This window comes from Pseudomonas izuensis (genome assembly GCF_002356535.2).
Classification (GTDB): domain Bacteria; phylum Pseudomonadota; class Gammaproteobacteria; order Pseudomonadales; family Pseudomonadaceae; genus Aquipseudomonas; species Aquipseudomonas izuensis.
Genome location: NZ_AP017423.2, coordinates 518163 through 543520 on the forward strand (window position 1 = coordinate 518163; position 25358 = coordinate 543520).

At 61.1% G+C, this 25358-nt stretch carries 21 protein-coding genes; 15 read left to right on the forward strand and 6 right to left on the reverse strand.

The annotated features are described in order from the left end of the window. The first annotated feature begins 5 nt into the window (after positions 1 to 5). The 5 genes from parE to LAB08_RS02305 all read left to right on the forward strand — a co-directional run bounded on the left by parE (position 6) and on the right by LAB08_RS02305 (position 6585). Positions 6 to 1910, forward strand: coding sequence for a DNA topoisomerase IV subunit B (parE, locus tag LAB08_RS02285; protein ID WP_096513717.1), 1905 nt, complete (start codon positions 6 to 8; stop codon positions 1908 to 1910). Next, a complete protein-coding gene (locus tag LAB08_RS02290; protein ID WP_096513716.1) occupies positions 1910 to 2899 on the forward strand; it encodes an esterase-like activity of phytase family protein in 990 nt (329 codons plus the stop codon). The genes parE and LAB08_RS02290 overlap by 1 nt, the downstream gene beginning before the upstream one ends. Then, the gene (locus LAB08_RS02295; protein WP_096513715.1) at positions 2896 to 3420 is read left to right on the forward strand and encodes a retropepsin-like aspartic protease family protein; all 525 of its coding nucleotides are present in this window, start codon (positions 2896 to 2898) and stop codon (positions 3418 to 3420) included. The genes LAB08_RS02290 and LAB08_RS02295 overlap by 4 nt, the downstream gene beginning before the upstream one ends. Positions 3421 to 3427: 7 nt before the next feature. Beyond that, positions 3428 to 5695 (forward strand): DNA topoisomerase IV subunit A, encoded by a 2268-nt coding sequence (gene parC, locus LAB08_RS02300; protein WP_096513714.1) that lies wholly within the window; start codon positions 3428 to 3430, stop codon positions 5693 to 5695. Between the two features lie 176 nt (positions 5696 to 5871). Continuing rightward, positions 5872 to 6585, forward strand: coding sequence for a PqiC family protein (locus LAB08_RS02305; RefSeq protein WP_096513713.1), 714 nt, complete (start codon positions 5872 to 5874; stop codon positions 6583 to 6585). Between the two features lie 246 nt (positions 6586 to 6831). Here LAB08_RS02305 and LAB08_RS02310 read toward each other — a convergent pair whose 3' ends face one another. Further along, positions 6832 to 8349, reverse strand: a complete 1518-nt coding sequence (locus LAB08_RS02310; protein ID WP_096513712.1) for an AhpA/YtjB family protein — start codon at positions 8347 to 8349, stop codon at positions 6832 to 6834. Positions 8350 to 8484: 135 nt separating this feature from the next. On the opposite strand from LAB08_RS02310, the gene serB reads away from it, so the two are divergent. Continuing rightward, the gene (serB, locus tag LAB08_RS02315) at positions 8485 to 9699 is read left to right on the forward strand and encodes a phosphoserine phosphatase SerB (protein ID WP_095192149.1); all 1215 of its coding nucleotides are present in this window, start codon (positions 8485 to 8487) and stop codon (positions 9697 to 9699) included. Positions 9700 to 9841: 142 nt separating this feature from the next. Here the strand turns inward: serB and asd are convergent, their stop codons facing one another. The 3 genes from asd to LAB08_RS02330 are packed head-to-tail and all read right to left on the reverse strand — an operon-like array spanning position 9842 to position 13119. Continuing rightward, entirely contained in the window at positions 9842 to 10702 is an 861-nt protein-coding gene (gene asd / locus LAB08_RS02320) for an archaetidylserine decarboxylase (RefSeq protein WP_096513711.1), read from the reverse strand. A 9-nt stretch (positions 10703 to 10711) separates the two neighbouring features. Further along, positions 10712 to 11536 carry a rhodanese-like domain-containing protein gene (locus LAB08_RS02325; protein ID WP_096513710.1) on the reverse strand — a complete coding sequence of 275 codons (825 nt, stop codon included), beginning with the start codon at positions 11534 to 11536 and terminating at the stop codon, positions 10712 to 10714. A 41-nt stretch (positions 11537 to 11577) separates the two neighbouring features. Beyond that, complete coding sequence (locus tag LAB08_RS02330; RefSeq protein ID WP_096513709.1) at positions 11578 to 13119, reverse strand: HDOD domain-containing protein; 1542 nt, start codon at positions 13117 to 13119, stop codon at positions 11578 to 11580. A 166-nt stretch (positions 13120 to 13285) separates the two neighbouring features. Here LAB08_RS02330 and motA point away from each other — a divergent pair, with 166 nt between their 5' ends. Together motA and motB are read left to right on the forward strand one after the other, a co-directional pair. Further along, positions 13286 to 14137, forward strand: a complete 852-nt coding sequence (gene motA, locus LAB08_RS02335) for a flagellar motor stator protein MotA (protein ID WP_096513708.1) — start codon at positions 13286 to 13288, stop codon at positions 14135 to 14137. A gap of 162 nt (positions 14138 to 14299) precedes the next feature. After that, on the forward strand, positions 14300 to 15319 hold the full coding sequence (gene motB / locus LAB08_RS02340; RefSeq protein ID WP_096513707.1) for a flagellar motor protein MotB: 1020 nt from the start codon (positions 14300 to 14302) through the stop codon (positions 15317 to 15319). 181 nt (positions 15320 to 15500) lie between these two features. On the opposite strand, the gene rsgA is transcribed toward motB, so the two are convergent. Beyond that, positions 15501 to 16532 (reverse strand): small ribosomal subunit biogenesis GTPase RsgA, encoded by a 1032-nt coding sequence (gene rsgA / locus LAB08_RS02345; protein WP_096513706.1) that lies wholly within the window; start codon positions 16530 to 16532, stop codon positions 15501 to 15503. A gap of 107 nt (positions 16533 to 16639) precedes the next feature. Here rsgA and orn point away from each other — a divergent pair, with 107 nt between their 5' ends. Both orn and LAB08_RS02355 read left to right on the forward strand, forming a co-directional pair. Next, positions 16640 to 17182, forward strand: coding sequence for an oligoribonuclease (orn, locus tag LAB08_RS02350; RefSeq protein WP_096513705.1), 543 nt, complete (start codon positions 16640 to 16642; stop codon positions 17180 to 17182). A 152-nt stretch (positions 17183 to 17334) separates the two neighbouring features. After that, positions 17335 to 17946 (forward strand): trimeric intracellular cation channel family protein, encoded by a 612-nt coding sequence (locus tag LAB08_RS02355; protein ID WP_096513704.1) that lies wholly within the window; start codon positions 17335 to 17337, stop codon positions 17944 to 17946. Here the strand turns inward: LAB08_RS02355 and queG are convergent. Further along, a complete protein-coding gene (gene queG / locus LAB08_RS02360) occupies positions 17928 to 19007 on the reverse strand; it encodes a tRNA epoxyqueuosine(34) reductase QueG (protein WP_096513703.1) in 1080 nt (359 codons plus the stop codon). The two genes, LAB08_RS02355 and queG, sit on opposite strands and share 19 nt — an antisense overlap. Before the next feature lie 63 nt (positions 19008 to 19070). On the opposite strand from queG, the gene LAB08_RS02365 reads away from it, so the two are divergent. Genes LAB08_RS02365 through miaA form a run of 5 tightly spaced genes read left to right on the forward strand, consistent with a single transcriptional unit; the run spans position 19071 to position 25337 of the window. Beyond that, positions 19071 to 20570 (forward strand): NAD(P)H-hydrate dehydratase, encoded by a 1500-nt coding sequence (locus LAB08_RS02365; RefSeq protein ID WP_096513702.1) that lies wholly within the window; start codon positions 19071 to 19073, stop codon positions 20568 to 20570. Then, the gene (gene tsaE, locus LAB08_RS02370; protein ID WP_096513701.1) at positions 20558 to 21028 is read left to right on the forward strand and encodes a tRNA (adenosine(37)-N6)-threonylcarbamoyltransferase complex ATPase subunit type 1 TsaE; all 471 of its coding nucleotides are present in this window, start codon (positions 20558 to 20560) and stop codon (positions 21026 to 21028) included. The genes LAB08_RS02365 and tsaE overlap by 13 nt, the downstream gene beginning before the upstream one ends. Then, entirely contained in the window at positions 21029 to 22459 is a 1431-nt protein-coding gene (locus tag LAB08_RS02375; RefSeq protein ID WP_096513700.1) for an N-acetylmuramoyl-L-alanine amidase, read from the forward strand. 8 nt (positions 22460 to 22467) lie between these two features. Continuing rightward, positions 22468 to 24366: a DNA mismatch repair endonuclease MutL gene (gene mutL / locus LAB08_RS02380; RefSeq protein WP_172901691.1), complete on the forward strand. Its 1899-nt coding sequence runs from the start codon at positions 22468 to 22470 to the stop codon at positions 24364 to 24366. Then, the gene (gene miaA, locus LAB08_RS02385) at positions 24366 to 25337 is read left to right on the forward strand and encodes a tRNA (adenosine(37)-N6)-dimethylallyltransferase MiaA (RefSeq protein ID WP_096513698.1); all 972 of its coding nucleotides are present in this window, start codon (positions 24366 to 24368) and stop codon (positions 25335 to 25337) included. The genes mutL and miaA overlap by 1 nt, the downstream gene beginning before the upstream one ends. Positions 25338 to 25358: the final 21 nt, after the last annotated feature.

A 25358-nucleotide genomic window follows, 5' to 3' on the forward strand; every position in this document is an offset into this window, starting at 1 on the left:
ACCCCATGGCCACTCCCAGCGCTAGCTCTTATAACGCCGACGCCATCGAAGTCCTCTCGGGCCTCGACCCGGTGCGCAAGCGCCCCGGCATGTACACCGACACCAGCCGGCCGAACCACCTGGCCCAGGAAGTCATCGACAACAGCGTCGACGAAGCCTTGGCGGGGCATGCCAAATCGGTGCAGGTCATCCTGCACGCCGATCACTCGCTGGAAGTCAGCGATGATGGCCGCGGCATGCCGGTGGACATTCACCCCGAAGAAGGCGTTTCGGGCGTCGAACTGATCCTTACCAAGCTTCATGCCGGTGGCAAGTTTTCCAACAAGAACTACCAGTTCTCCGGCGGTCTGCACGGGGTGGGTATTTCCGTGGTTAACGCCCTGTCGACTGAAGTCCGGGTTCGCGTAAAGCGTGACGGCAACGAATACCAGATGACCTTCAAGGATGGTTACAAGGCCACCGAGCTGGAAATCGTCGGTACGGTTGGCAAGCGCAACACCGGCACCAGCGTGTTCTTTGCCCCGGACCCGAAGTACTTTGATTCACCGAAATTCTCCATCAGCCGCCTCAAGCACGTGCTCAAGGCCAAGGCCGTATTGTGCCCGGGGCTGCTGGTCAGTTTTGAAGACAAGGCCACCGGCGAGAAAGTCGAGTGGCATTACGAAGACGGCTTGCGCTCCTATCTGGTCGACGCCGTCAGCGAGTTCGAGCGTCTGCCGGACGAACCGTTCTGCGGCAGCCTGGCCGGTAACAAGGAAGCGGTGGACTGGGCGCTGCTGTGGCTGCCGGAAGGTGGCGACGCGGTGCAGGAAAGCTACGTCAACCTGATCCCGACCGCCCAGGGCGGTACTCACGTCAACGGCCTGCGTCAGGGATTGCTCGACGCCATGCGCGAATTCTGCGAATTCCGCAGCCTGTTGCCGCGCGGTGTGAAGCTGGCGCCGGAAGACGTCTGGGAGCGTGTCGCCTTCGTGCTGTCGATGAAGATGCAGGAGCCGCAATTCTCCGGCCAGACCAAGGAGCGCCTGTCGTCCCGCGAGGCGGCGGCGTTCGTCTCCGGTGTGGTCAAGGATGCCTTCAGCCTGTGGCTCAACGCCAATCCTGAAACCGGCCTGCTGCTGGCCGAACTGGCGATCAACAACGCCGGCCGGCGTTTGAAGGCCAGCAAGAAGGTCGAGCGCAAGCGCATTACCCAGGGGCCGGCGTTGCCGGGCAAGCTTGCCGATTGCGCCGGGCAGGACCCTATGCGCTCCGAGCTGTTCCTGGTCGAAGGTGACTCCGCCGGCGGCTCGGCCAAGCAGGCGCGGGATAAAGAGTTCCAGGCGATCCTGCCGTTGCGCGGCAAGATCCTCAATACCTGGGAAGTCGACGGCAGCGAAGTGCTGGCCAGTCAGGAAGTGCACAACATTGCCGTGGCGATCGGTGTCGATCCGGGTGCTGCGGATATGAGCCAGTTGCGCTACGGCAAGATCTGCATCCTCGCCGACGCCGACTCCGACGGTCTGCACATTGCAACCTTGCTCTGTGCCCTGTTCGTCCAGCATTTCCGTGCACTGGTCGATGCCGGTCACGTTTATGTCGCCATGCCGCCGCTGTACCGCATCGACCTCGGCAAAGAGATCTACTATGCCCTGGATGAAGCCGAGCGCGACGGGATCCTCGATCGCCTGGTGGCCGAGAAGAAACGCGGCAAGCCGCAGGTCACACGATTCAAAGGCCTGGGTGAAATGAACCCGCCGCAGCTGCGTGAAACCACCATGGACCCAAACACCCGACGGTTGGTGCAACTGACGCTGGATGATTTCGAAGCAACGTCGGAAATCATGGACATGCTGCTGGCGAAAAAACGCGCCGGCGACCGCAAGACCTGGCTGGAGTCCAAGGGCAACCTGGCCGAGGTACTGGGCTGATGCGTCTGGGCTTTGCCCTGGCGTGTGCGTTGCTGCTGACCTCGATCACGGTGTCCGCCGAGCCGATCCCGCAGTTGCGGATGTTGTCCGAGCATGCCGTCGATGGCATGCGCGGTGGCAACCTGTCCGGGTTGGCCCAGTGCGGCAAGGAGTTGTGGACGGTTTCCGACCGCGACGATGACCAAATCTACCGCCTCGAAACCGGCGATGGCACTTGGCGCGCGCAAGCGGTGGGGATCGACGTTCCTCCAGTGCCAGACAGTGGATTGCCATGGGGCATACGCGTTCGGGTCTGGGCGGCATCGTTCATCCGTGGCGGTGACCTGGATTTCGAAGGCATCACCTGCGACAACGCTGGCAACCGCTACGTTGTCAGCGAGGCCCACGCGGCGGTGCTGCAAATCCCGCCTGCCGGCCCTGCATCGTGGTTGAAAATTTCTCCACTGCTGGTACGCGAAGCAAGGGCCAGCGGCCTGCTTTTGCATTTCAATGCAGTGTTTGAAGGCCTGGCGATCAATCCGGCCGGTGATCAGCTATGGCTGGCAGCTGAGCGCGAGGGTCGCGGTCTGCTGATGATCAAGCGCAAGCAAACAGTCTGGGACTGTGACGGCGGTTGTGTGTTGCTGAGCGAAGCGGGCATGGAAATGCAACCGGCACAATTTCCTGGCGCCAGGGCGAGACCACGGGATTTCGCCGATCTGGCACTGTTCAACGGCAAGTTGTTCACACTGGAGCGCAATGTCTACCAAATTTGCCGGCGCGATGCGGTGACGGCCAAGGTCGAGCGCTGCTGGTCGTTCGCGGATGAGGCTTTGCAGGAAAATCGTCGTTATCCACAACCCTTTGGACTGGCAGAAGCGCTGGTGGTGGACGCCGAGGGCGCCTGGATCGGCGTCGACAACAACAACGGCGCCCGCGCCGATGGCGAGGTACGTCCGATCGTCTGGCGCTTTGCTGCACCTGACGGTGGCTGGGGCGCCAAGCCGTGAGCCGGCAAACGCCAGGCAAGCGTGCGGGTCGGGTGTTGATGGTGCTGGCCTGGTGCGCTGCGCTGTTTCTGGCGACGCGTTTTTTTGGTCAATGGGAACAACGGCAGCAAAATCCCAACGCCGTGGTCAGTTCACAGCAGGGCGAAGGCTTCGTCGAAGTGAAACTGCTCGGCAATGCCCAAGGGCATTTTGTCGCCAGCGGCCTGATCAACGGGCAGCCGGTGGACTTCATGCTCGACACCGGGGCGACCGATGTGGCGATCCCGGCGCAACTGGCTGAACGCTTGAAGCTCGAAGAAGGTTTCGGTGTGACCCTGAGCACGGCCAATGGCCTGAGCCAGGGCTATCGCACCCGTATCGAACGCCTGCAACTGGGCGACATCGTACTGCGGGACGTCCGCGCACTGGTGGCGCCCGGCCTGCATGGCGATCAGGTGCTGCTCGGTATGAGCGCACTGAACAAACTTGAATTTACCCAGCGCGGTGGCACCATGCTGCTGCGCCAGACAACGAACCGATGAGGCCCGCATGAGCGACATCCTTGCAGACAGCTTAGATGGCGTAGAACGCCGATCGCTGGCTGACTTCACCGAAAATGCCTACCTCAACTACTCCATGTACGTGATCATGGACCGCGCCCTGCCGCACATCGGCGACGGCTTGAAGCCCGTACAGCGGCGCATCATTTACGCGATGAGCGAGTTGGGGCTGGACGCCGACTCCAAGCACAAGAAATCGGCGCGTACCGTCGGTGACGTGCTGGGTAAATTTCACCCCCATGGCGACTCGGCCTGCTACGAAGCCATGGTGTTGATGGCCCAGCCATTCAGCTACCGCTACACGCTGGTGGACGGCCAGGGCAACTGGGGTGCGCCGGACGATCCCAAATCCTTCGCCGCCATGCGATACACCGAAGCGCGCCTGTCGCGTTATTCGGAAGTACTGCTCAGCGAACTGGGCCAGGGTACTGCGGACTGGGGACCGAACTTCGACGGCACTCTCGACGAACCGCTGGTATTGCCAGCACGTTTGCCGAATATCCTCCTCAACGGCACCACGGGTATCGCCGTGGGCATGGCCACCGACGTACCGCCGCACAACTTGCGCGAGGTCGCGAGCGCGTGCGTGCGTTTGCTCGATGAGCCCAAGGCCACGGTCGAACAGCTCTGCGAACATATCCAGGGCCCGGACTACCCGACCGAGGCGGAAATCATCACGCCGCGCGCCGACCTGCTGAAAATCTACGAAACCGGTCGCGGTTCGGTGCGCATGCGTGCCGTGTATCACATCGAAGACGGCGACATCATTGTTACCGCGCTGCCGCATCAGGTGTCCGGGGCCAAGGTGCTGGAACAGATCGCCGCGATGATGCAGGCCAAGCCATCCAAGGCACCGCAAATCGCCGATCTGCGCGATGAATCGGACCACGAAAACCCGTGCCGGATCGTGATCATTCCGGGCGCACGCAAGAACTTTGACCACGATGCGCTGATGCAGCACCTGTTCGCCAGCACGGAGCTGGAGTCGAGCTACCGGGTCAACGTCAACATCATCGGCCTGGACGGCAAGCCGCAGCTGAAGAACCTGCGGGCCTTACTGGTCGAGTGGCTGGAATTCCGCGTGCAGACCGTACGTCGCCGCCTGCAATTCCGCCTCGACAAGGTCGAGCGTCGCCTGCATCTGTTGGACGGCTTGCTGATTGCCTACCTCAACCTGGATGAAGTGATTCATATCATCCGTACCGAGGAACATCCCAAAGCCGCGCTGATCGAGCGTTTCGCCCTCAGCGAAATCCAGGCCGACTACATCCTCGATACTCGCTTGCGTCAGTTGGCGCGCCTGGAAGAGATGAAGCTGCGTGCCGAACAAGACGAGCTGCTCAAAGAACAAGCCAAGCTGCAAGCCTTGCTCGCCAGCGAAGCCAAGCTGAAAAAGCTGGTGCGCTCCGAATTGATCAAGGACGCCGAAACCTACGGCGATGACCGTCGCTCGCCAATCGTCGAGCGCGCTGAAGCCAAGGCGCTGACCGAACACGATCTGCTGCCGAACGAGAAAGTGACTGTTGTCTTGTCGGAAAAAGGCTGGGTTCGTTCCGCCAAGGGGCACGAGATCGACGCTACCGGGCTTTCCTATAAGGCAGGGGACGGTTTCAAGGCCCTGGCGGCCGGGCGTTCCAACCAGTTTGCGGTATTCATCGACTCCACCGGCCGCAGCTATTCGGTGGCGGCGCATACATTGCCATCGGCCCGAGGCCAGGGCGAGCCGCTGACCGGCCGCCTGACACCGCCGCCGGGCGCGAGCTTCGAATGCGTGCTGATGCCAGAAGACGATGCGTTGTACGTCATCGCCTCCGACGCCGGTTACGGTTTCGTGGTCAAGGGTGAAGACCTGCAGGCCAAGAACAAGGCGGGCAAGGCGCTGTTGAGCCTGCCGAACAACGCCAAGGTGATCCTGCCGCGTCCGGTGGTTGATCGAGAGCACAACTGGCTGGCTTCGGTCACCACCGAAGGTCGCCTGTTGATCTTCAAGATCAGCGATCTGCCACAATTAGGTAAAGGCAAAGGCAACAAGATCATCGGGATCTCCGGAGAGCGTGTGGCCAGTCGCGAAGAATATGTCACGGACATTGCCGTCATCCCGGATGGCGCCACATTGGTGCTTCAGGCTGGAAAACGTACCTTGTCACTGAAAGCAGACGACCTCGAACACTACAAGGGTGAGCGTGGGCGTCGTGGTAACAAGTTGCCACGTGGCTTCCAGAGGGTAGATGCACTGCTCGTCGAAAACCTCAATTAGGCGTCCTAGAGCGCCCGATCTACGATTTAACGCGTAGATCGGCGCATTCGCACTGGAGTCGGAACGCATATTCACGGATGATATGGCCTTTCAAGCGCCGGCGTGGCCGAGCGTTCTTCATATTTATTGAGTATTTTCACTGTGATCAGCCTTGTGGCGATCACCTGGATGGGACGATGACTGCTCTGCGCCTTCCTTTTATTTTGATGCTTGCCGGCGTTCTTGGCCTGGCAGGTTGCAGCGTTCACCAGCCGGTGTCGCTGTATCAACTGGACAGTGGAAGTCCCGTTCCGCCTGCGCAAAGCGCGGGCATGGCAGTTTTGCTGGGCCCGGTAACCGTTGCTGACTATCTGCAGCGCGAAACCCTGTTGCAGCGTCAGCCTGATGGCAGCCTGCAAGCCTCGTCCGACGGTCGTTGGGCCGGTAGCCTGTCCTCGGATATCGATCAGCTGTTGCTGCGTCAGGTCGCCGGCCACCTGGATAGCCAGCGCGTGGTGCTGGCGCCGGCCACCGTTGGCTTCACACCGGATGTTCAGGTATTGCTGACCATCACCCGTCTTGACTCGGGTGAGAAGCAACCGGCGATCCTCGATGCGCAATGGCGCCTGATCGACCGCCGTGGCCAAGTGCGCGACAACCGCATCATTCATCTGCAAGAACAGCACACAGGCTCCACGGCTGCCCAGGTTCAGGCTCAGGGAGCGTTGTTGCAGAAACTTGCCGAACAGCTGTCGACCGCGCTCAAGCCACTGGCCAACCAGCCACCGATTGCCGAGGTCCCAAAAAAGCCGGCAGCGAAACCTGTGGCGCCTGCGGCAGAGGCTGAAAAGCAGCCGAAGATCCCGATGGCTGCGCCGATTCGCACGGATATGGAAGTGTTTCGCTTCTAAGCCCGGACTGGTACAGAACAAGGCCCGCATTGATGCGGGCCTTGTTGTTCCTGCAGGATGGAGTTTTCAGTGCTGCTGATGGCCTCATCGCGGGTAAGCCTTGCTCCCGCAGGTTTTGTGTCGCACTCATGTCAAATGAACGACACAGAACCTGTGGGAGCAAGGCTTGCCCGCGATGAGGTCAGAACAGGCAACAAAAAGCCCGCAGACGATCACTCGTGTGCGGGCTTTTTCATAACAAGGTGGTTACGACCGACGCTCATGCATCCGCGCCAGTTGCCGCTCCAGCATTGACGGGTAAGGCTCCATCAAGCGCTCTACGCAGCACGCGCCTTCAGGGCTGGCAATCGGCCTGATACGTGCACGTTGGCGGATCAGCGCATCGTCACTGATCTTGCGCTCCACCAGCAGCAGGTTGCGGCTGTGTTGCGACAGTGCCAGGGCGTCCTGGGCGGGGTCGGTCAGCAGCAGGTCGATCTGGCTCAGGCCGAACAACTCGTCGCCCAGGGTCAGGCCCAGTTGCAATTGCAGGGTAATGCCGCTGTCGGCGACTTCGATCTGCAACTGATGGCCTAATGCCCTCAGCAGTTCGCCGCAGCAGATAGCGTTGGTCAGGTAGTCATCGCCGCTGTCTTCGGTATGGAACAGCATCAGCGTGCTGCCATCATTGAGTGTGTGCAGTTCGCTCTGGTAGAGCGAGGCGGCCTGGTCGAGGCAGTCGCGGTAGCGTTTGAGCAGTTCTTCCAGGCGTGCACGGGGCAGGCGACGTAGTTGCTCCTGGGAACCCAGCTGTACGGCGAGTACGGCGCTGTGCACAGGAGCGCTGGGTGCCACGGGTTTGGCCAGCGGTTTCGAGGCGCTGTCTGGCGCATCGTCGAGCAGGTCCGCGAATGCATCTTCGTCATCGTCTTCGACGGTACTGACAGCGCGTCGTGGGGCAGCCTTCATCGCGGGCATCGGGCGGCTTTCATCAAAGCTCGGATCGCGCAGGTTACGCACTTCGAAACCCGGCTCGGCAGCTTCGTCATCGTCGTCGAACTCGGGTTCCGGCACGGGCTCGGGTTCGGCCGGTTCCGGCGCGAAGTCGGCGTGCAACTGGCGCGCCAGGTCGCCGATCTCGTCCTGGCGCTCGATGCCCGGGGTGTGCTCGTCGATGCGGCGCAGCCATACCCGCAATTGCAGGAGTGGCGTAGTGATGTGCCGGCCCAGGCGCAGGCTCAAGGCCAGGGACAGCGCCAGCAGAATCGCACTCAGGATGCCCATGCTCTGCAGGCTGATGGTCATTGGCTGCTGGAACTGGTCCATGTCCAGGCTGATGCGCAACTGGCCGGCGGTCACGTCCTGGAAGGTGATCTTGCTCTGATAGATGCCTTCGGCCTCGCCCAGCAAGCCGTGCTTGGGACGCTGACCCGCTTCGGCAAGGATGCGGTTATCCATGCTGTAGATGGCGGCGTGGGCCACCAGCTTGTTCTTGGTCAGGTTGTTGAGCAGCACGTTGAGGCTGAGGATGTCGTTGGACACCAGCAGTTCGGTGGCTGAGGTCGCGGTCTGTGTGGTCAGGCTTTCACCCAGCGCATCCGCCTGCTCGTGCATGGCCTGCTTGAACTGCAAACCCATCACACCGGCATAGATCACCAGGGCCAGGGCGACCAGGATCACGTTATGGCTGGCGATGCGCAATGCAATCGGTACACGGCGATGGCGCAGTGCACGGAAGATCAGCAGAAAGAAGTTATCGGTTTTTACTGGCGTGGGCCGGTTCACTTGAGCTCGGCTCTTTTGTCCGTGAAGTTGACGCGCAGTATAGCGACAGGCCCTAGGCCGGCAAAGCGCTCACGGTGCCCGATGGTCACTGAATGTGGGTAGAATGCGGTTTTTTTCCACCTGCGGGGGTGCGCCTTGCGCGAAATCGTCCTGATAAACATCACGGGAGTCGACCGTCCGGGTCTGACTGCGGCCATTACCGGCGTTCTGGCCCAGGGTGGTGTGAACATTCTCGACATTGGTCAGGCGGTGATCCACGACACCCTGTCGTTCGGCATCCTGGTTGAAATTCCTGATACCGAACAAGGCAAGTCGGTCCTCAAGGACATCCTGTTCAAGGGCTATGAGCTCGATCAGCAGGTGCGTTTCACGCCGGTGTCCGAAGAGGACTACCAGCAATGGGTCGGTAACCAGGGTAAAAAACGCCACATCGTGACCTTGTTGACCCGCAAAGTGACTGCCGGGCAATTGCAGGCGGTGAGTTCGATCACCGCCAAGTATGGCCTGAACATCGACCATATCGATCGCCTGTCCGGGCGCATGCCGCTGGATACCCCGGCTGACAAGGGCAAGGGCTGCATCGAGTTTTCCGTGCGCGGCGAAGCGGCCGATCCGCAAGCGTTGCGGGCCGAATTCCTCAGCGTGGCCCAGGAGCTGAACGTCGACATCGCTTTCCAGGAAGATTCGCTGTTCCGTCGCAACCGTCGCCTGGCGGTGTTCGACATGGACTCGACCCTGATCGAAGCCGAAGTCATCGACGAATTGGCCAAGGCGGCTGGCGTGGGCGACAAGGTGTCGGAAATTACCGAGCGGGCGATGGCCGGTGAGCTGGATTTCCGCGCCAGTTTCAAAGAACGCCTGGCGTTGCTCAAGGGGCTGGATGTCGGCGTGCTGGACTCGATCGGCGCTTCGCTGCGCCTGACCGAAGGCGCCGAAACCCTGTTCGCCGAACTCAAGCGCCTGGGCTACAAGACGGCCATTCTGTCGGGCGGTTTCACCTACTTCGCCAAGCAATTGCAGGCGAAACTGGGCATCGACTACGTGTTCGCCAATGAGCTGGAAGTGGTTGATGGCAAGGTGACCGGCGTGGCGGTCGAGCCGATTGTCGATGCGCAGCGCAAGGCAGATCTGCTGAAAGAGCTGGCACACAAGGAAGGTTTGCGTCTGGAGCAGACCATTGCGGTCGGCGACGGTGCCAACGACTTGCCGATGCTGGCGATTGCCGGGTTGGGCGTGGCGTTCCGCGCCAAGCCGCTGGTCAAGCAGTCGGCGAAGCAGGCGATTTCCACCCTTGGGCTGGATGGCGTGCTGTACCTGCTAGGCTTCCGTGATCGCGACGGACAGCTGTAATACCGCAAAACCCGGTGTGAAAACCGGGTCCTGTGGGAGCTGGCTTGCCAGCGATGGCTTACTGGCATTCAACATTAATGTCGACTGATGTACCGCTATCGCTGGCAAGCCAGCTCCCACATTGATCACCATTGTTTTCAGATCAGGCTTTTGGTGAGCCCATGCCTTGGCCCATCTGCACCGGTGAACCCGCAGCCAGTTCTTCAGCCCATTTCACCTGATCCGGCCCGAACAGCACGACAGCGGTCGAGCCCAGCTTGAAGCGGCCCAGTTCCGCACCTTTTTCCAGGTGGATCGGCGCGCGGGCGGCTTCGTCGTAACGGAAGGTTTTCAGTTCGCGTTTCGGCGGTGTGACCAGCCCGGCCCACACGGTTTCGATCGAGGCCACGATCATTGCGCCCACCAGCACCACGGCCATCGGCCCGCGCTCGGTGTCGAAAATGCACGCCACACGCTCATTGCGTGCGAACAGTTCCGGCACGTTTTCAGCGGTGGTCTGGTTGACCGAGAACAGACGGCCCGGAATGTAGATCATCTCGCGCAAGGTGCCGGCCAGCGGCATGTGCACGCGGTGGTAGTCCTTCGGTGACAGGTAAATGGTCGCGAAATCACCGCCCATGAACGGCGCGGCATTCGCCGCATCGCCACCCAGCAGTTCCAGTACGCTGAAACTGTGGCCCTTGGCCTGGAACACGCGACCGTGTTCGATCGGGCCGAGTTGGCTGACCGCGCCGTCGGCGGGGCTGAGGATCGCGCCCGGTGTTTGGTCCAGTGGGCGCGCACCGTCTTTCAAGGCGCGGGTAAAGAAGGCGTTGAAGTGTTCGTAGGCGGTGAGGTCTTCGACCAGGGCTTCGGACATGTTCACCTGGTAACGCTGGGCGAACCAGGCGGTGAAGGCATTCTTGAACCAGCGCACGCGGCATTCGGCGATGCAGCCGGCCATTCGCGAGAGCAGGTTGTGGGGCAGCAGGTACTGGCTGACGATAAACAGACGCTTGTTCATTAACTGTCCTTAAAAACCTTGATTCTCTACGGGGGTATCGGGATGGTTGCCCCATTCGCCCCAGGAGCCGGCGTAGCCTTTGACCCGCGGATAACCGAGGGACTTGGCCACCAGATAGGTGAAGCCAGAGCGATGGTGAGTCTGGCAGTGGGTAATCACTTCTTTGTCTTTGCTGATCCCGAGTTGTTCGAGGATCTGCGGCATGTCGGTGCGGATGCGCAAGTTGCGCGCCTTGTCCATGCCCGCGGTCCATTCGAAATTGACCGCCCCGGGAATGTGCCCACCCTTGGCCGCGAGTACTTTTTCACCGGAAAACTCCAGCGGTCCGCGCGCGTCCCAGATCGCCAGGTCGGTTGCACCGAGACGGCTTTGCAGATACTCGCGGGTGGCGGTGGGCTCGTCGTGCAGGGTCAATGCCACCGGACCGCCAACCGCAGGCGGGATCTGGATCGACATGGGAAAACCTTCTGCCAGCCAGGCGGTCAGGCCACCGTCGACATAGTGGTACTTGCTGTGGCCGATGACATCCAGCAGCCAGATAAAGCGTCCGGCCCAACCGCCGCCTTCGTCGTCATAAACCACGTAGACCGCGTCAGGGTTATGTCCCAACTCACCGAACAGTGCTTCGAGTGCCGCTTGCGGCGGCATCAGCCCAGGCGCTGGCGCCTGGCCGAGTTGCGTGCGTTTCGGATCGACAAAGCGTGCGCCGGGGATATGCCCAGCGGCATAGCGCGCGCTGCTGGTCAGGTCCACCAGGATCAGTTCGCGGGCGTCGAGACGAGAGAGCAAGTCGCTCGGTTCGATCACCAGCGGCAAGCCAGAGAAGTCAGGCATGTGAGGTCTCCAGGGCACAAAAGGGAGGATTGTAGCGCAGCTTATTGTTGGCCGCGTCGGCTAAAACTGTGCAGGGCTTTCTCAATGCACTGCGCGGTTTTGCCGAAGGCTTGCAGGGTGATCTCTGAAAACGGTCCGCCGCCCTGATCCGCCACGACGATCATGATCACCCGGCCATTGTTGACCAGTGATCGCAGCAACAAGTGTTCACCGCTGAACTGCGAACGCAGGCTGTTGGGCAGCAGGGCGGAGAATTGCGCGTTGTTATCCGGGGTCAGGCGCACCTGGGCCTGTTGCGCGAGCAAGCGTTGCAGCACGGTGCTCTGGCTGACCGTGAAATTCAGCCCGGCCACCTCTTTCGGTAGTCCAGCAGTCTGATGCACCCGCAGATTGGCGTGGGTGCGGTCGGCCATCAGGATCATGACCCGGCGCATGCCGCACGCGACCAGTGCGTCACGGGCGGAGGTGGTCAGGTGCATGGCGTTGGTGAAACGACTCGGTTCGATCAGCAACTCGGCGCATTGTCTGCGCCACTTGGCCAGGTCTTCGGCGGTTGGCGCCGGGGCTGGCAGCAGGCCGGCGTGGACACGGTTCGTGCCCCACGGCCAGATCAGTGCAACGGCAGGGTGCCAGAGGTCTGGCATCGCATGATGGCGTCCGCTGTTAGCCGCCTGTTGGTGTAACTGTTGTTGCACCTCGTCCACTGGCATTTGCAGGTAAAGACTGGTCAGGTACTGCCAGCGTTCACTGTGCGGGCTGTCCCAGGCCTGTTGCGCCGAAAGTGCCAGGCCGTTGGCCAGCAGCACTGTGTTGGCCGGCTGATTAAGCCAACGGCGCAGGGTCGGGTCGTCATCGAGGCGGTTTTGCTGGCGTAATGGATGTTCGCTGTCGCGGGCAATGCGCAGGACTTTCACCAGTTCCCGTTGCTCGGTGAGTAGCAGTTTATAACCCTGTTGCACCCAGATCGGCAGGCGCCAGGTGTCCACCAGCGCCAGGCCGATTTCCAGCAGGCGAGCGCCGAACAATTGCTTTTCGACTTTGCGCGCCGACTCGCCTTTATGGATGACTCGCAGTTCCCAGTCTTCGAGCAATTGCGGGTGGGTCAGTGCCAGGGGCCACAGTGGAGAGAGGAACAGCAGGCTGCCCCAATGAATGTCCTGCCACAGGCGCGCGAGGCGGCTGGCAAAAAAACCGTTGGCCTGTTGAGTGGCGTGCTGGCTGATCATCTGCAATTGACGCAGCGCCTTTGGAATCTCGGCCATGGGTTCGGCCGGCAGGCGCTCGAGCAATTCTTCGGTGCGCTTCAGGCCGAGGCGATTGAGCGCGACCTCAAGGTTTTCCGCGGGTTCGCTCATGCTGCCATGCGTGTGTCGATTGGCTTCGCGAATCAGGCTCAGGGCCAGGGCCGGGCTGTCCTGCATCAATTCGGCGATGTCGCGCAGCGAGCTGCGACTGTCGCGGATCGCCCGGCAGACAAGGTCGTGACTGGCTTGCGGAATGGGTAGGCGCACGCCATCGAGAAGCTTGACCCAGCCTTCGAGCGTGGTTGGTTTTGGAGCCGGGACGTTCGTTTCGTTAGCCATGTCTGGAGGCGATCATCGTCTGGATTACCTATGCACGGAGTGGGTCAAATTAGCTTTTCGCCTGAACTGGCTATAGTCTGGCGCAGTTTTGCCGATAAGTAGAAGAAGAGATTTTTTAACTTCCGAATATGACCTTGAACCCGACTCAGTAAGTGCTCTCCTACCTATGGCTAAAATAATCGGCATCATCGTCGTATTCGCGAGCGTGCTCGGCGGATACGTGCTCTCACACGGCAAAATTGCCGCCCTGATCCAGCCTTTCGAGGTCATGATTATCGGGGGTGCGGCCCTCGGCGCATTCCTGCAGGCCAACCCCGGTCACATGACGATGCACGTGCTCAAGAAGTCCCTGAGCATGTTCGGTTCGCGTTTCAACAATGGCTACTACCTTGAAGTCCTGGGCCTGATTTACGAGATCCTCAACAAGAGTCGCCGCGAAGGCATGATGGCCATCGAAGGCGATATCGAAGATGCTGCCGCGAGCCCGATCTTCGCCAAGTACCCGTCGGTCCTCAAGGACGAGCGCATGACCGCGTTCATCTGCGATTACCTGCGCATCATGTCCTCCGGCAACATGGCCCCCCATGAGCTTGAAGGTCTGTTCGACATGGAACTCTATAGCCTCAAGGAGGAACTGGAACACCCTTCCCATGCCGTCAACGGCATTGCCGATGGCATGCCCGGTTTCGGTATCGTCGCCGCGGTACTGGGGATCGTGGTGACCATGGCCTCGCTGGGTGACGGCGACCAGAAATCCATCGGCCTGCACGTGGGTGCGGCACTGGTCGGTACCTTCTTCGGTATTCTCGCCGCCTACGGCTTCTTCGGTCCGCTGGCCCATTCCCTGGCTCACGACGCCAAGGAAGAACTGAATATCTATGAAGCCATCAAGGCCTCGCTGGTTGCCTCGGCTTCCGGCATGCCGCCATCGCTGGCCGTGGAGTTCGGACGCAAGGTTCTGTACCCGGCGCACCGTCCTAGCTTTGCTGAGCTGGAACAAGCGGTTCGTGGTCGATAGTGCTCTGTTTCGCAAATACGTTCCTTTTTTGGCGAGTGGCTGGTGTCGCCAGACAAGGCGCCGCGACGAGTCATAGCCCGCTATGGCGAGGAGCGGCAACGCCGTATGGCGACAACAGACACCGTCAAAAAGGAACAGTATTTGTGAGACAGAGCACTCTCCATGGAAAATAATCAGCCGATAATCATCAAGCGCGTCAAGCGCTATGCCGGCGGGCATCACGGTGGGGCGTGGAAAATCGCCTTCGCCGACTTCGCCACGGCGATGATGGCGTTCTTTCTGGTGTTGTGGCTGTTGTCCACGGCGACACCGGAACAGAAGCTTGCCATCGCCGGTTACTTCAAGGACCCGATCGGCTTCACCGAAAGCGGCACGCCGTACATCATTGATCTGGGCGGTACGCCAGAGTTGGCGCCGGAAAAAACCCTCAACCCCGAGGTGAAATCCCAGCCGCAGCCGGACAAGGTGACTGTCGACGCCGAACAGGTCGAAGGCATGGCCGAGATGGTGGAGAAGGAGCGCCTCGAACTGTTGCTGCAAGAGTTGCAAAACAAGGTCGAAGAAAACCCGCAGCTGCAGAAATTCAAAGACCAGATCATGTTCGAGATCACGCCGGACGGTTTGCGCATTCAGATCGTGGATGCCGAGAACCGGCCGATGTTCGACTCCGGCAGTGCCCGTCTGAAGCCGTATTTCGAAGACATCCTGCTGGCCATGGCCGACACCATCAAGGCCGTGCCGAACAAGATCAGCATCAGCGGCCACACCGATGCCAAGCCATACAGCGGCCAGGGTGATTTCGGCAACTGGGAGCTTTCTGCCAACCGTGCCAACGCCGCTCGCCGGGCGCTGGTCGCAGGTAGCTATCCGGATGCACAAGTGGCGCGGGTGGTCGGTTATGCCTCGTCGGCCTTGTTTGACCGCGAACATCCATTCAATCCGGTCAACCGCCGTATCGACATCATCGTACTGACCAAGAAAGCCCAGCGCGCCATCGAAGGTTCGCAAGGTGCGGAACCGGCGCCGGAACCAACGCAAGGGCAGGGCGGTCCGGGCGAAGTGCCTGCCGACCCGAATGCGTTGCCGGCAGACAAGGAGCCGTTGCCGGCCCACGAACTGCGCGAACGGCTAAACCTGTTCGATGACCCGGCACCGAAACCGGGTGAAGCGCCCAAGCAGTGATTTAGATAAATGAGGGGTGGCTGACCCACCCTCTTCGCGAGCAGGCTCGCTCCCACAAGGGCAACGCGCACTACTGTGGGAGCGAGCCTGCTCGCGAAGGCAATGTTGGAGTCACAACAAAAGCCCAGGCGAAAAAAAGCCGCGAGATGATCGCGGCTTTTTCATGTCTGCCCGAAACGGCTCAGTAACCGTTTTCCGGCAGGCTGGCGATGATCGAGCGGTAGCTGTTCATCCGTTGCTGCTGCACACGGCCATCTTCCAGGGCCTTGAGCAGGGCGCAACCCGGTTCGCGATCGTGCTTGCAGTCACGGAAGCGGCAGGTGCCGAGCAGGTCGTTGAACTCGATGAAGCCGGCTTCGACGTCAGCGCGGCTGACGTGGCCCAGGCCGAATTCGCGGATACCCGGGGAGTCGATCAGCTCACCGCCACCGGGGAAGTGGAACAAGCGTGCGGTGGTGGTGGTGTGAGTGCCCTGGCCGGACAGCTCGGACAGCGGGCCGACACGGGTCTCGACATCCGGCAGCAGGCTGTTGACCAGCGATGACTTGCCGACGCCGGACTGACCGACGAACACGCTGATGCGCCCGTCGAGTTGCTTCTGCAGTTGCTCCATGCCGTTGCCGTGATGCGCCGACACTTCCAGGACCGGATATCCAAGCGTGCGATAAACACCCAACAGGGCATTCAACGCCGGGGCGTTTTGCTCGTCGATCAGGTCGAACTTGTTCAGCAACAGCAGCGGCTTGATGCCCGCGTGTTCGGCAGCTACAAGGTAGCGGTCGATCAGGTTGGCATGAGGTTCTGGCAGTGGTGCGAAAACGATGACAATCATGTCGACGTTCGCCGCCACCGGCTTGAGCTGGCCACGGCTGTCCGGTCGGCACAGTTCGGTGTTGCGCGGCAGTTGCGCCACGATCACGCCGATGCCCTGGTTGCCGGCACGCCAGACCACCTGATCGCCGGTGACCAGCGCCGGCAGGTTGGCGCGCAGGTGGCAACGGAACACCTCGCCGGCCAGCTCGCCGTCGCGGGCCTCGACCTCGACCTGCACGCCGAAGTGCGCGATCACCAGGCCGTGCTGTTCCGGGCCCAGGTCGCCACCTTCGAGTGCCTCGACAGCCGAGGACTCACGTTTGGCGGCGCGGGCAGCGCGTTCGCCCTGAATCTTTTCGATGCGCCAGTTTTGACGACGATTGAGTTGGCGTTTGGCCATGGGTGTTCCGTAGTAATAATGCAGCGATTAGGTAAAACGGCCGCGAGTTTAGCACGCCCGGCCACCGGCCTAGGCTAAACTGCGCAGCATTGCCTAGGAGCCGACACATGCAAAATTCGCAGAACCTGATCTGGATCGACCTGGAAATGACCGGTCTGGACCCGGATAACGACGTCATTATCGAAATGGCCACCATCGTGACCGACAGCGACCTGAACACCTTGGCCGAAGGCCCGGTGATCGCTATCCACCACAGCGACGAAGTCCTCGCTCGCATGGACGAGTGGAACACCCGCACCCACGGCAATTCGGGTCTGACTCAGCGCGTGCGAGAAAGCCGTATCAGCATGGCTGAAGCGGAAGCCGAGACCATCGCCTTCCTGGAAAAGTGGGTGCCGAAAGGCAAGTCGCCGATCTGCGGCAACAGCATCTGCCAGGACCGTCGCTTCCTTTATACCCACATGAAATCCCTGGAAAGCTATTTCCACTACCGCAACCTCGACGTCTCAACCCTCAAGGAACTGGCCGCGCGCTGGGCGCCGGACGTGCGCGACAGCTTCAAGAAAGGCAGCACCCACCTGGCCCTGGACGACATCCGCGAATCCATCGCCGAGTTGCAGCACTACCGCCAGCATTTCATCAAGTCTTGAGCCTGACCAGCGACCTGTAGGAGCTGGCTTGCCAGCGAAGAGGCCCTTGAGGACGCCTTCGCCGGCAAGCCGGCTCCTACAGGTGCGGGTGCCCTCTTTTGGTGCTGACCTTATATGGCTAGACTGCGCGCCTTTCTGCAAGGACCGCCACCATGTTGTTGATGCTTTACCTGATCGCCATCACCGCCGAAGCCATGACCGGTGCCCTGTCTGCGGGCCGTCGAGGAATGGATTGGTTTGGCGTGGTGCTGATTGCGTGTGTTACGGCATTGGGCGGCGGTTCGGTGCGTGATGTGCTGCTGGGCCACTACCCGCTGACCTGGGTCAAACACCCGGAATACCTGGTCCTGACAACCATCGCAGCCATGTTCACGGTGTTCACCGCCCGCTGGATGCGCCATCTGCGCTCGCTGTTTCTGGTGCTCGATGCCGTCGGTCTGGTGGCATTCACCCTGATCGGCTGCATGACCGCCCTGGAAATGGGCCATGGCATGTTGGTTGCGTCGGTCAGCGGCGTGATCACCGGGGTTTTCGGCGGTATCCTGCGGGACATTTTCTGCAACGACATCCCGTTGATCTTCCGCCGCGAACTTTATGCCAGCGTCTCGTTTGCGGCAGCGTGGTGTTACATGTTTTGCCTGTATCTGAACGTGCCGGGTGAGCAGGCGATTCTGATCACGCTATTTGGCGGCTTTCTGTTGCGCTTGCTGGCGATCCGTTTCCATTGGGAAATGCCCAAGTTCGTTTATAACGACGAAGCCTGACGTTCGGCATGTTGCTGCAATGCCCACTCGACATGCTCACGCACCATCTCGGATGGATATTCTCGCCGCGCCTTCAACGCTTCCAATACCGGAATCGTTGAAGGCGCGTTGCCCAGCCCGACGGCCAGATTGCGCAACCAGCTTTCGTAGCCTGCACGTCTTAGCGGCGATCCTTCAGTGCTGCTTAAAAATTTGTCTTCGTCCCACATGAACAGTTCGGCCAGGCTGGCGTTGTCCAGGTTGTGCCGTGGCTTGAAGTCGCCTTCGCCGGATGGGCTGGCGAATCGGTTCCAGGGGCAGACGATCTGGCAGTCATCGCAGCCGAACACCCGGTTGCCGATCAGCGGTCGCAGATCTACAGGTATGGCGCCTTTGAGTTCGATGGTCAGATAGGAAATGCAGCGCCGGGCATCCAGTACATAGGGGCCGACGAAGGCATTGGTCGGACAGATGTCCAGGCAGGCGCTGCAGCGGCCGCAATGCTCGGTGGCGTGTGGCGGGTCCACGGGTAGCGGCAAATCGACGAACAATTCGGCGAGGAAGAAATAACTGCCGGCCTTGCGATTCAAGACCAGCGTGTTTTTGCCGATCCACCCAAGGCCGGCCTTTTCCGCGATGGCTTTTTCCAGCACCGGGGCACTGTCCACGAAGGCGCGGTAACCGAACGGACCAATGACCGCCTGAATTTTTTCCGCCAGTTGTTGCACGCGTTTACGAATCAACTTGTGGTAATCGCGGCCCAAGGCATAACGCGAGACGTAGGCTTTTTCCGGTTGAGCCAGCAATTGCGCCATTTTGGTGTCGCCCGACAGGTAGTCCATGCGCAGCGAAACCACGCGCAAAGTGCCCGGCACCAGCTCATCCGGGTGCGAGCGTTTGCTGCCATGGGCGCCCATGTAGTCCATTTCGCCGTGGTAACCGGCATCGAGCCAGCGCTGCAGGTGCTGCTCATGCTCCCCGAGGTCGAGGCCGCTGATGCCGACTTGCTGGAAGCCCAGCTCGCGGCCCCAGTCCTTGATGGATTGGGCGAGGGCGGGCAGGTCTGTGGTAATAGCGGGCATGAGGCGAGAGAAACCGGAGCTGAGGTGCGTATAATTCTGCCAGACATCGGAGCCTGAAGACGCATGCCGCACACTAAAGATGATTTACCCGACGCGCTGTACAGCGCCGCGCAGGTCCGAGGGCTCGATGCGAGCCTGATCGCGGCCGGCACCCCGGGCTTCGAACTGATGCAGCGGGCGGCGCGGGCAACCTGGCGCGCGCTGGTCCGCCAATGGCCAGCGGCAAGTGAATTGACAGTGGTTGCCGGCCACGGCAATAACGCCGGTGACGGTTACCTGGTGGCCGTTTTGGCCAGGCGCGCCGGTTGGTGGGTCCGGGTGCTGGCGGTAGGCGATCCGCTGCAACTGCGCGGTGATGCGGCGTCGGCCCATGCCGAGGCGGTATCCGAAAACGTCCGCATCGAAGCGTGGAGCGGGCAATCGGAATGTCGTGGGATAGTACTAGACGCCTTGCTCGGCACCGGCTTGACCGGTGACGTGCGCGAACCGTACGCCGGCGTTATTAGTGTAATCAATGCCAGTGGACTGCCAGTGGTGGCTGTGGATATCCCTTCCGGGCTCTGCGCCGATACCGGTCATATCCTCGGCCGCGCCGTTCGAGCCGATCTGACGGTCACCTTCATTGGCTTGAAACTGGGATTGTTCACCGGTGACGCGGCGGACGTGGTGGGCGAACTGGTTTTCAACGACCTGCATGCCGATCCGCAGCTGCTCGAAGGTGCGCCGACCAGTGCCCTTCGCCTGATGGCCGGCAACCTGCCATGTCTTCCCGCTCGGACGCCGACTTCCCATAAAGGCAAATTCGGTCATGTGCTGCTGGTGGGCGGCGATCGCGGCCTGGGTGGCGCGATCCTGCTGAGCGCGCAAAGTGCGCTGCGCAGCGGCGCCGGCATGGTGTCGGTGGCGACGCGGAGCGAACATGTGCCCGCCGCGCTGGCCAGAATCCCCGAAGCGATGGTGCTGGGCACATCATCGGCCAATCAGTTGATGGAATTGCTGCAAAAGGTGTCCGTGCTGGTGAGCGGCCCGGGGCTGGGGCAGTCCGCCTGGGGGCGCAGCTTGTTGTCCGCTGCCGCCAACGCACCCCTGCCGCAAGTCTGGGATGCCGACGCGCTGAACATGCTGGCCGAGGAACGTGTGAACTTGCCCAAGGATTGTGTCATTACGCCGCATCCGGGCGAAGCGGCGCGGTTGCTGGGCATGAGCACTGCCGAGATTCAGGCTGATCGCCCCGCGGCGGCTCATGCGCTGAGTAAAAAATATGCAGCAGTCGTGGTGCTCAAGGGCGCCGGCAGCCTGATCGCCAGTCCCGACGGGCGGCTGGCCGTATGTCATCAGGGTCATCCGGCCATGGCCACCGCGGGTTTGGGCGATGTGCTGGCCGGTCTGGTCGGCGCTCTGCTGGCCCAAGGGATGGACGCGTTCAATGCGGCCTGCCTGGCGGTCTGGCTGCATGCCAACGCGGGTGAGCAACAAGGCAAATTCGGCCGTGGGCTGGCGGCCAGTGATCTGATTCCAGCCATTCGTCAGTTGTTGGAGGAGCAAGCACCGTGTCTGAAGTAACCCTGTACCTGGCTGATGAAGAGGCGATGACCGCGTTTGGCGCTCGCATCGCCCAAACCACAAAAGGGCACGGCCTGATCTTTCTCGAAGGCAACCTGGGAATGGGCAAAACCACATTGTCCCGGGGCATCATTCGGGGGCTGGGGCACATCGGAGCGGTAAAAAGTCCGACATTCACCCTGGTCGAACCCTACGAGATTGGCGATATTCGCGCTTTCCATTTTGACCTGTATCGCCTGGTCGATCCGGAGGAGCTGGAATTCCTCGGTATCCGCGACTATTTCGAAGACGACGCCCTGTGTCTGATCGAATGGCCGGATAAAGGTGCAGGCTTTTTGCCAAAGCCCGACCTGACCATTACCATTAGCCCGCAAGGCAGCGGGCGTTCGCTGAAAATTTTGTCCCAGGGCTCGCGTGGCGAGTCGTGGTGTGCCGCTTTGGCATTGGAATCCAAATAAATGATGGGGTTAGGTATGCGCTTTCGCGCGTTGGTTGCTGCCGTAGGGGTGCTGTTTCTGGCGGTGACCGTCGACGCTGTGGCCGAGACAAAGGTCAACAGTGTTCGCCTGTGGCGGGCGCCGGACAACACGCGGCTGGTGTTTGACCTGACCGGCCCCGTGCAGCACAGCGTCTTTACCCTGACGGCGCCGGATCGCCTGGTTATCGACATCAATGGCGCTACCCTGGGAGCGCCATTGAATGTAAACAGCGCCAATACCCCGATCACTGCCATGCGCTCGGCCCAACGCACGCCGACCGACCTGAGGGTGGTTATCGACCTGAAAAAGGCCGTTACTCCGAAAAGCTTCTCGCTGGCCCCCAATGCCCAGTACGGCAACCGACTGGTGGTCGACCTGTTCGATAACCCGTCCGACGCCGCACCACCGCCTGCGCCGACGCCGTCGGTGGCCACGGTGCCTGCCGTGCCGGTCACGCCGACGGAACCTGCAATCAAATTACCGCCGGCACCGGCGGGCAAGCGCGACATCATTGTGGTGATCGACGCCGGTCACGGCGGTGAAGACCCGGGGGCCTCCGGCTCTCGCGGTCAGCGCGAAAAAGACGTGGTGCTGGCCATCGCCCGGGAATTGCAGCGCCAGGTCAACGGCATGAAAGGTTTCCGCGCCGAACTGACCCGCACCGGCGACTACTTCATTCCGTTGCGTGGGCGTACCGAAATCGCCCGCAAGAAAGGCGCCGATCTGTTCGTCTCTATTCACGCCGACGCCGCGCCTTCAGCCGCTGCTTTCGGTGCTTCGGTGTTCGCCCTGTCCGATCGTGGCGCCACATCGGAGACCGCACGCTGGCTGGCCGATAGTGAAAACCGCTCCGACCTGATCGGTGGTGCCGGCAACGTCAGCCTCGACGACAAGGACCGCATGCTCGCGGGTGTGCTGCTTGACCTGTCGATGACCGCTTCCCTGACTTCCAGCCTGAACGTCGGTCAGAAAGTGTTGAGTAACATCGGCCGGGTCACGCCGCTGCACAAGCAACGGGTTGAACAGGCCGGGTTCATGGTGCTGAAGTCGCCGGACATCCCGTCGATCCTGGTGGAAACCGGGTTCATCTCCAATGCCAATGAAGCGTCCAAACTTGCCGCGTCGAGCCACCAGCAGGCGCTGGCACGCTCCATCAGCAGTGGCGTGCGCCAGTTCTTCCAGCAAAACCCGCCACCGGGCACCTACATTGCGTGGCTGCGGGACTCCGGGAAGATTGCCCAGGGGCCGCGTGATCACCGGGTAAGCCCGGGCGAGACGCTGGCGATGATCGCCGTGCGTTATCAGGTATCGCCGGCCACGTTGCGCAGTGCCAACAACCTGGCGAGCGACGAGCTCAAGGTCGGTCAGCACTTGACCATCCCTGGAACTGAACTGGCGGCCAAGGAATGAACCAGGTGCTGACCAAAGCTGCCCGCATCGAGCTGCTCAGCCCGCGGCTGGCGAACCAGATTGCCGCCGGTGAGGTGGTTGAACGTCCGGCTTCGGTGATCAAGGAGTTGCTGGAGAACAGCCTCGACTCCGGCGCCAGGCGCATCGATGTCGATGTCGAGCAGGGCGGCGTCAAGTTGCTGCGGGTGCGCGACGATGGCAGCGGCATTTCCGCCGATGACCTGCCACTGGCCCTGGCGCGACATGCCACCAGTAAAATCCGCAACCTGGAAGACCTGGAACAGGTCATGAGCCTGGGTTTTCGCGGTGAGGCATTGGCGTCGATCAGTTCCGTGGCGCGCCTGACCCTGACCTCCCGCACCCGTGATGCCGATCAGGCCTGGCAGGTCGAGACCGAAGGCCGTGACATGGCGCCTCGCGTGCAACCGGCAGCGCATCCGGTGGGCACCTCTGTCGAAGTTCGCGACCTGTTTTTCAATACCCCGGCGCGACGCAAGTTTCTCAAGACCGAAAAAACCGAATTCGATCATCTGCAAGAAGTGATCAGGCGTCTGGCCCTGGCGCGTTTCGACGTGGCGTTCCATCTGCGCCACAACGGCAAGACCATCCTCAGCCTGCATGAGGCCCACGATGATGCGGCCCGTGCCCGGCGCGTGGCGGCGATTTGCGGTCCCGGTTTCCTGGAGCAGGCGCTGCCGATCGAAATCGAGCGCAACGGCCTGCATCTTTGGGGTTGGGTCGGGTTGCCGACGTTCAACCGCAGTCAGGCGGATTTGCAGTATTTCTTCGTCAACGGCCGTGCCGTGCGCGACAAGCTGGTGGCTCACGCAGTACGCCAGGCTTATCGCGATGTGCTGTTCAATGGCCGGCACCCGACATTCGTGCTGTTTTTCGAAGTCGATCCGGCGGGTGTTGACGTCAACGTGCACCCGACCAAGCACGAAGTGCGTTTCCGCGACGGGCGCATGGTCCACGATTTCCTATATGGCACGCTGCACCGGGCCCTGGGCGATGTGCGGCCGGAAGATCATCTTGCCGCACCGGTCGAGACAGCCGTTGTGCGGCCTACGGGCCTCGAAGCAGGCGAGTTCGGTCCTCAGGGTGAGATGCGCCTGGCCGCGAACGCACTGTTGGAGCAGCCCCAGGCGCAACCGACATTCAGCCCGCCCGCCGGCTCCGGCGCCGGAGCGGGGTATCAGTATCAATACACTCCGCGTCCTCAGTCCGCTGTTCCCGCCGCTGAAGCGCAAGCCGCCTATCGTGAATTCTTCGCGCCGTTGCCCGAGGCCAATGCGGCCGCGCTGCCGGCCGGACAAGGCGACATTCCGCCGCTGGGCTATGCGCTGGCGCAGCTCAAGGGTATTTATATTCTTTCGGAAAACGCCCAGGGTCTGGTGCTGGTGGACATGCACGCCGCTCACGAGCGGATCATGTACGAACGCCTGAAGGTCGCCATGGCCAGTGAAGGCTTGAGTGGGCAGCCGCTACTGGTGCCGGAGTCCCTGGCGGTCAGCCAGCGTGAAGCCGATTGCGCCGAGGAGCACGTCGCCTGGTTCCAGCGCCTGGGCTTCGAGTTGCAGCGCCTCGGTCCGGAAACCCTGGCCATCCGGCAGATTCCGGCGCTGCTCAAGCAGGCTGAAGCCAATCGACTGGTTGGCGATGTGTTGGCCGACCTGATGGAGTACGGCACCAGCGATCGCATTCAGGCACACCTGAACGAACTGCTTGGCACCATGGCCTGCCACGGCGCGGTACGGGCGAATCGGCGCCTGGCCCTGCCGGAAATGAACGGTCTGCTGCGCGACATGGAAAACACCGAGCGCAGCGGTCAATGCAACCATGGCCGACCGACCTGGACCCAGTTGGGCCTGGACGATCTGGACAAACTGTTCTTGCGCGGTCGTTGATGAGCCAGTTCCCACCTGCAATTTTCCTGATGGGCCCGACCGCCGCCGGCAAGACCGACTTGGCCATCGAACTCACCAAAGTCCTGCCCTGCGAACTGATCAGTGTCGATTCGGCGCTGGTCTACCGTGGCATGGACATCGGCACCGCCAAGCCCTCGAAAGAGCTTTTGGCGCAGTTTCCGCACCGTTTGATCGACATCCTTGATCCGGCGGAGAGTTATTCGGCCGCAGATTTCCGCCGTGATGCCCTCGAAGCCATGGCCGACATCACCGCGCGCGGAAAAATTCCGCTGCTGGTAGGCGGCACAATGCTCTACTACAAGGCTTTGCTCGAAGGCCTGGCCGACATGCCGGCTGCCGACCCGGATGTGCGTACGCAGATCGAAGAAGAAGCTGCACGCCTTGGCTGGCAAGCCTTGCACGAACAATTGGCGGTGATCGATCCGGTTTCTGCCGCGCGTATTCATCCGAACGATCCGCAGCGGCTCAGTCGAGCGCTGGAAGTTTATCGCGTCAGCGGTCAAAGCATGACTGAGCTACGACTGCAACAATCTGCGCAAAGTGCTGAAGCAGCCGCTTCGGGACGGCAACAATTGCCCTATACTGTCGCGAACTTGGCAATTGCTCCGGCAAATCGTCAGGTACTGCATGAGCGAATTAAACAAAGATTCACTTTAATGTTGGAACAGGGATTCATCGACGAGGTCGTAGCCCTGCGTAAGCGAAGGGACCTGCATGCCGGGTTGCCGTCTATACGTGCAGTAGGCTACCGACAAGTCTGGGACTACCTGGATGGCAAGCTGACATTAGCCGAGATGCAGGAGCGTGGAATCATTGCCACGCGCCAATTGGCAAAGCGTCAGTTCACCTGGTTGCGCAGTTGGGATGATTTACACTGGCTGGACAGCCTGGATTGCGACAATCTGCCGCGCGCCTTGAAATACCTGGGGACCATCTCCATATTGAGCTGAGTCCTTGCAATTGCCGTCTAT

Bases quoted from the DNA above. Each gene is read 5' to 3' on its own strand.
- parE (WP_096513717.1), top strand. From the start codon at position 6: ATGGCCACTCCCAGCGCTAGCTCTTATAACGCCGACGCCATCGAAGTC.
- LAB08_RS02290 (WP_096513716.1), top strand. From the start codon at position 1,910: ATGCGTCTGGGCTTTGCCCTGGCGTGTGCGTTGCTGCTGACCTCGATC.
- parC (WP_096513714.1), top strand. From the start codon at position 3,428: ATGAGCGACATCCTTGCAGACAGCTTAGATGGCGTAGAACGCCGATCG.
- LAB08_RS02305 (WP_096513713.1), top strand. From the start codon at position 5,872: ATGACTGCTCTGCGCCTTCCTTTTATTTTGATGCTTGCCGGCGTTCTT.
- asd (WP_096513711.1), bottom strand. From the start codon at position 10,702: ATGAACAAGCGTCTGTTTATCGTCAGCCAGTACCTGCTGCCCCACAAC.
- LAB08_RS02325 (WP_096513710.1), bottom strand. From the start codon at position 11,536: ATGCCTGACTTCTCTGGCTTGCCGCTGGTGATCGAACCGAGCGACTTG.
- LAB08_RS02330 (WP_096513709.1), bottom strand. From the start codon at position 13,119: ATGGCTAACGAAACGAACGTCCCGGCTCCAAAACCAACCACGCTCGAA.
- motA (WP_096513708.1), top strand. From the start codon at position 13,286: ATGGCTAAAATAATCGGCATCATCGTCGTATTCGCGAGCGTGCTCGGC.
- motB (WP_096513707.1), top strand. From the start codon at position 14,300: ATGGAAAATAATCAGCCGATAATCATCAAGCGCGTCAAGCGCTATGCC.
- rsgA (WP_096513706.1), bottom strand. From the start codon at position 16,532: ATGGCCAAACGCCAACTCAATCGTCGTCAAAACTGGCGCATCGAAAAG.
- orn (WP_096513705.1), top strand. From the start codon at position 16,640: ATGCAAAATTCGCAGAACCTGATCTGGATCGACCTGGAAATGACCGGT.
- LAB08_RS02355 (WP_096513704.1), top strand. From the start codon at position 17,335: ATGTTGTTGATGCTTTACCTGATCGCCATCACCGCCGAAGCCATGACC.
- queG (WP_096513703.1), bottom strand. From the start codon at position 19,007: ATGCCCGCTATTACCACAGACCTGCCCGCCCTCGCCCAATCCATCAAG.
- LAB08_RS02365 (WP_096513702.1), top strand. From the start codon at position 19,071: ATGCCGCACACTAAAGATGATTTACCCGACGCGCTGTACAGCGCCGCG.
- LAB08_RS02375 (WP_096513700.1), top strand. From the start codon at position 21,029: ATGATGGGGTTAGGTATGCGCTTTCGCGCGTTGGTTGCTGCCGTAGGG.
- miaA (WP_096513698.1), top strand. From the start codon at position 24,366: ATGAGCCAGTTCCCACCTGCAATTTTCCTGATGGGCCCGACCGCCGCC.